The organism is Streptomyces sp. NPDC059909 (genome assembly GCF_042730885.1).
Lineage (GTDB): Bacteria > Actinomycetota > Actinomycetes > Streptomycetales > Streptomycetaceae > Streptomyces.
The window spans coordinates 1-4,305 of the sequence record NZ_JBHWKX010000174.1 but is presented as its reverse complement, the minus strand read 5'-3'; the positions used below and the strand labels follow the sequence as shown (position 1 = coordinate 4,305).

Annotated in this window: 7 protein-coding genes; 4 read left to right on the top strand and 3 right to left on the bottom strand. The window is 71.4% G+C overall.

Features of this window, described 5'->3' with window-relative positions:
• The 3 genes from ACFV9O_RS39775 to ACFV9O_RS39765 form a co-directional block, all read left to right on the top strand.
• The coding region (locus ACFV9O_RS39775; RefSeq protein ID WP_385427831.1) for an ATP-binding protein at positions 1–345 on the top strand (345 nt) is incomplete at its 5' end.
• A gap of 21 nt (positions 346–366) precedes the next feature.
• Positions 367–651, top strand: coding sequence for a hypothetical protein (locus tag ACFV9O_RS39770; RefSeq protein ID WP_385427828.1), 285 nt, complete (start codon positions 367–369; stop codon positions 649–651).
• A gap of 120 nt (positions 652–771) precedes the next feature.
• Positions 772–1,026, top strand: a complete 255-nt coding sequence (locus tag ACFV9O_RS39765; RefSeq protein WP_385427825.1) for a hypothetical protein — start codon at positions 772–774, stop codon at positions 1,024–1,026.
• Between the two features lie 55 nt (positions 1,027–1,081).
• Here ACFV9O_RS39765 and ACFV9O_RS39760 read toward each other — a convergent pair whose 3' ends face one another.
• The gene (locus ACFV9O_RS39760) at positions 1,082–1,630 is read right to left on the bottom strand and encodes a GNAT family N-acetyltransferase (protein ID WP_385427822.1); all 549 of its coding nucleotides are present in this window, start codon (positions 1,628–1,630) and stop codon (positions 1,082–1,084) included.
• Entirely contained in the window at positions 1,618–2,895 is a 1,278-nt protein-coding gene (locus ACFV9O_RS39755) for a hypothetical protein (protein WP_385427837.1), read from the bottom strand. Before ACFV9O_RS39755 ends, ACFV9O_RS39760 begins: the two co-directional genes overlap by 13 nt.
• A 378-nt stretch (positions 2,896–3,273) precedes the next feature.
• Here ACFV9O_RS39755 and ACFV9O_RS39750 point away from each other — a divergent pair, with 378 nt between their 5' ends.
• A complete protein-coding gene (locus tag ACFV9O_RS39750) occupies positions 3,274–3,702 on the top strand; it encodes a DUF6415 family natural product biosynthesis protein (protein ID WP_385427819.1) in 429 nt (142 codons plus the stop codon).
• A 158-nt stretch (positions 3,703–3,860) separates the two neighbouring features.
• Here the strand turns inward: ACFV9O_RS39750 and ACFV9O_RS39745 are convergent, their stop codons facing one another.
• Positions 3,861–4,142, bottom strand: coding sequence for a restriction endonuclease (locus ACFV9O_RS39745; protein ID WP_385427834.1), 282 nt, complete (start codon positions 4,140–4,142; stop codon positions 3,861–3,863).
• Positions 4,143–4,305: the final 163 nt, after the last annotated feature.

The window sequence follows — 4,305 nt, the reverse complement described above, 5'->3', positions numbered from 1 at the left end:
CCCGCTGCACCGAAAGGGTGCACGGCGGGTTCGGGCCGGGGGCCACTGGAGAAGGACCCGCACAGCGGAAACCTCGCCAGTGGCCTACCGGTACTCACCCACGGCCGCCTCCCCGGCCGGGACTTCCGCCTGGAGCTGCTCCTCCTGCCCCACGCGTTCCGCATCGAGGTGACCGACACCCGACCGGAACGCCGCCCCGGACGTCCCGCCACCGAGCCCGCGTCGCCCGACGTGCCGTCGGGACGCGGGCTGCTGCTGGTGGAGGCATACGCCGAACGCTGGGGCTGGCAGGCCCGGGACGCGTACACCAAAACGGTCTGGGCAGAGGTCGCGCGTTCGGTCTGACTCCTTTCCCGCAGACTTTTCATGCGGCGAAACGCCGCACCGCCGGCCGTCATTGCTGCCGGAGGCGTGTTCCTACCCGCCGAGGTCTGCCACCCCCTGTGGGACGCCCAGCGCAAGCACATTGCCCGCCACCGCGCCGACGGCGGGCAAGTGCGCCCCGAGGTCGCCGCCGCTCTCGACGCCATGCTCGCCGCCCTCGCCCACCTGTCCGCAACGGACACCCCGAACGGACACCCACGGACATCAGCGCACCTTCGACCCATGACCTGGTCACCACCGAGGCACTCGCTGGCCGCCTCGGGGTGACCGGGCGCCACGTCCGACGCCCGGTGGCCGCCGAGGGCATCAAGCCGTGAGGCTCATTGCCGATACCCGCCCGCAGCCGTACATTCGCTCTGCATCGCCATGGGGGTGGGAAGGAAGCGGATGAGCGAGTCGTTCGACGAGCTGGAAGCGCGGTACAGGGCTGCCCTGAATCGGGTGAGCGAGGCGTACCGGGTGTTGCGAGAGGTTATGGGCGATCCCAAGCCGCTCGCTCTGGGAGAAGAGCCACCAGTCTTGACCAAGGCGGAGCGCGACGCACAGACCGAGGCCATGCAGGCGCTTCAGGAGTACGTGCCTCTGCGGGACCGGTACTGGGCGACGCGTTGGGGGCGCGAAGGCAACCCGCCCGAGTCCTGACGCGCATGGACGCGCCCGGCACCTCACCGCGAGGCCCGGGCGCAGCCGTTTGTCTTCAGCGCAGGTTGAGAACCATGCAGTCGTAGACCGGGGCTTCGTCCCATGGATGGGACCGCCCCACCTTCCGATACCCCCACGCCGCGTACGCCGACTGCGCTGGCGCCGCCTCGGGCTCCGGCCGCATCGTCAGCGTTACCCGCTCCACCGAGAGGCCTTCGAGCAGCCGCGTGTGGAGCCCGGCCGCGATGTGGCGGCGGCGCCAGGGCTTGCGCACGGCCAGCTCGATGATGACGAACGTCCGCTCCCCGCACTCCCGGGTGAACCCGTCCGGCATCGGGTCCAGCAGGTTGTCCCACCAACCCGTGTCCGCGGGCAGCCGGTAGCCGAAGGTGAAGCCGACCACCTCGCCGCCGTCGCGTGCGAGCACCAGGCGGAAGCCGGGCCGCTGTGTCTGGAGCTGGTAGCGATCGATGAACTCGGCGACGTCGGATGGCCCCTCGCAGTACGGAGGCTCGACGTACACCTCCTCGTACGCGGGGAGGAACGCGTCCAGCTGTGCGGCCGCCTCGGGCCCCTCGTACCGCTCGTACGTCACCTCGGCCATCTGCCATCTCCCTTCTGCTGGGCGTGCTCGGTCAGTTCCTCGCCCGCCTGGCGGGCGCTCGCCGCGTCCACCGAGGCGAGGAGGTCGCGTACCTCGGTCAGGCGGCGGGTGACGCGCCTGGACTCCACTTCTTCGAGGTGCTCCAGACTGCCGACGGCTTCGGCGGCGCCCTCGTCGACCTCTCCGGCCTGCACGAGGCCACGGGCGAGCGTGAGCCGGTACAGGGCCCGGTTGCGGCCGTACGAGCGGTCCTGATGGGCGAGAGCTGCGTGCAGGAACGGCACGGCCGCCTTGTGGTGGCCTGCTTCGGTGTAGAGCAGCCCCTGCGCGTAGTCGAGCTCGGCGTGCCCGTGGAAGGCCGCCCACTCCGGTGCCGGGCGCCCGTGGTCCGAGCGATCAACCATCCGCATCGAGTCCGCGAGCCGCTTCCGGGCGCTGCTCTGGTCGCGCATCAGCGTCAACGCCCGCGCCTCGCGCGAGGCGATCAGCGACAGCAGCACCGGCGAGCCGAGATTGACCGCGCGTTCGTGGGCGGCGAGGGCGAGGTCGTATCCGTCGCGCGGCCGGCCCTCGTAGCTGGCTTGCATGCTGAGGCTGGCGAGCACCAGGACTTCGAGACTGACGTCCCGCAGCATCGTCGCGGTGGTCAGCGCTTCGCCCCAGTAGCGGCGCGCGGTGTCCTGGTCATCGGCGTCGTAGTACAGCCATGCGCATTGCTCGGCCGTCTCCCCGGCGAGTAGCTGGAGTTGGCGGCCGATGGTGTCCGGGTAGCTGCCTGTGTTGATGACTCGGCGGACGCGGCGCAGGTGCCGAACGGCGAGCGAGCGCACGTCGCCGCCGCCGTACGCGTCGTCCAGTGTGTACAGGGAGCGCAGGCCCTCACGGAGTTCGACGATATGGGCAGTGCCGACGGCATCCGTGGCGCCAACAACCAGGCCGGCGGCGGCGCCGAGCGTATCGGCGACGAAGGCGCGACGGTCCACGCTCACCCCCTCTACGTGCCTGGTTGACGTCTCCACGGTCGCACTCGGTGCCGGGCCGGGGAAGCCGAGATCCAGCGGACTGACGCCGAACATCGCGTGGAGCACGCGCCAGGCGCGCGGCCGGGGTCGGGGTGGAGCGGGCTGCCGCCAGCGCCGGAACTGGCGGTCGGTGACCGCCACCTCTTCTCCAACGAGTGCCGCGGTCGACTCGAAGGCGCGCAGGAACATGGCGGGCTGGTCCCATCCGCGTGCCGCGCACTCGCGCGCGAACGGCGTCTGCATCTCGTCCACTTCGCACCCCCGGTGTGCCTGTTCGTACTGACCGTAGCGGGCCCGCGCAGCGCGAAAGTCCGCCGCGAGCGGGAAAGTCCGCCCGAACGACCGCGTGCAGGTCCGGCCGTCGGCGCCGGACGGCGGTTGGCTCGGTGGGGAGCAGGAGAGCCGAGGGGAGCCGAACGTGAGTACCGTGCGGAAGACGACGATGGACCCGCCCGTCACCTTGACGGATCCCACACGACCGCCGAGGCCGGCGCCCGGGTGCACGGAGTGCGCGGCCCTCGACAAGCAGCGTGCCGCAGCCGAAGCAGCAGGGAACCTCCGCCGCGCCACGGACTGCGAGGTCGGGATTCGCAACCACCCCCACGGCCGCGGTGGCAGGGCATGAGCGGCGCCAAGGGGCGGACGAAGCCGCCTGTCGACGCCGAGGCGATGCGCGCCGTCGTGCTGCGCCTGCTCGGGCCAGACGCTGAACTGCCCACGTACGAAGAGGCCCACGACCTCATCCTGGAACTGCGCGGGCACGTCATGCTGCTCATCCCCGAAGTCGAGCAGAGGGCGGAACGTCTGCCGCGCGATGACGTGCCGCGCGCCTGCGCTCTCGCCTGCCTCGGCGAGGCCCGGCGGCGCCTGAGCGTCGAGGCTGGGCCGGGCCTGCCTGCGGCCGTCGCGCACTCCCAGCGTCTCGCCCGCTCCGTGAACGCGCTGCTCGACCACGTCACGAACCTGTCCAGCGGCGTCCCTGAACTGGGCTGCCCGACGTCGGCCGTTGCCTTGGGCGAAGGCACCAAGACGAGGCAGGGTCCCGCGTAGGAGCCACCGCGCGGGTGATCTCCCTCTCGCCGCCGCGCCGCGCCGACCGTGGTGGCGAGCGGGCCCCGGCTGGCCGCCCGTCCCGGCCGCCGGGAGCAGCACTCGGCCCCGAGCGCGTACTTGCGTCCGTGCCCGGGGGCCGTCGTGTAGGAGGCGGATTACAGCATCCAGGGCGCTGGGCCGGTGCGAGTCGCCCACGCGGCAAGTGCAGACTCGTCGAAGAGGCGTATGCCGTGGCGCGCGCCGTATTCGGCTGCTGGCTTGGTGAATACAGACGTGGTGACGACTACGGCGACTTGCGCTTCCCGGGGTGCGGCACTGTGATGTGCACGTTGATGCGTGCGGCGCAACCCGGCCCGGAGTCCAAGGTACGGTCGGCGGCTCGGCCATGCCGTAACGGCACCACCGCCCAGCCTGCCGCCCCGGTGCGCGCCCGACACTCTCCGTTGACGGCCGCAGCGACGTGTCCTGCGCACCGGGTCGGGCGTGTACGTCGCGGGAGCGGTCGAGCTAGGAGCGTGTCTCAGTAACCGCAACCCGCCTGCGGTTCGTGATCGTTCGTGCGGGATGATGCTGGTATGAGTGGCGGGGATGGACTGTTCG

What these genes read in the sequence shown, in the direction of transcription:
- ACFV9O_RS39770 (WP_385427828.1), top strand. Translation starts at nt 367, where the DNA reads ATGCGGCGAAACGCCGCACCGCCGGCCGTCATTGCTGCCGGAGGCGTG.
- ACFV9O_RS39765 (WP_385427825.1), top strand. Translation starts at nt 772, where the DNA reads ATGAGCGAGTCGTTCGACGAGCTGGAAGCGCGGTACAGGGCTGCCCTG.
- ACFV9O_RS39760 (WP_385427822.1), bottom strand. Translation starts at nt 1,630, where the DNA reads ATGGCCGAGGTGACGTACGAGCGGTACGAGGGGCCCGAGGCGGCCGCA.
- ACFV9O_RS39755 (WP_385427837.1), bottom strand. Translation starts at nt 2,895, where the DNA reads ATGCAGACGCCGTTCGCGCGCGAGTGCGCGGCACGCGGATGGGACCAG.
- ACFV9O_RS39750 (WP_385427819.1), top strand. Translation starts at nt 3,274, where the DNA reads ATGAGCGGCGCCAAGGGGCGGACGAAGCCGCCTGTCGACGCCGAGGCG.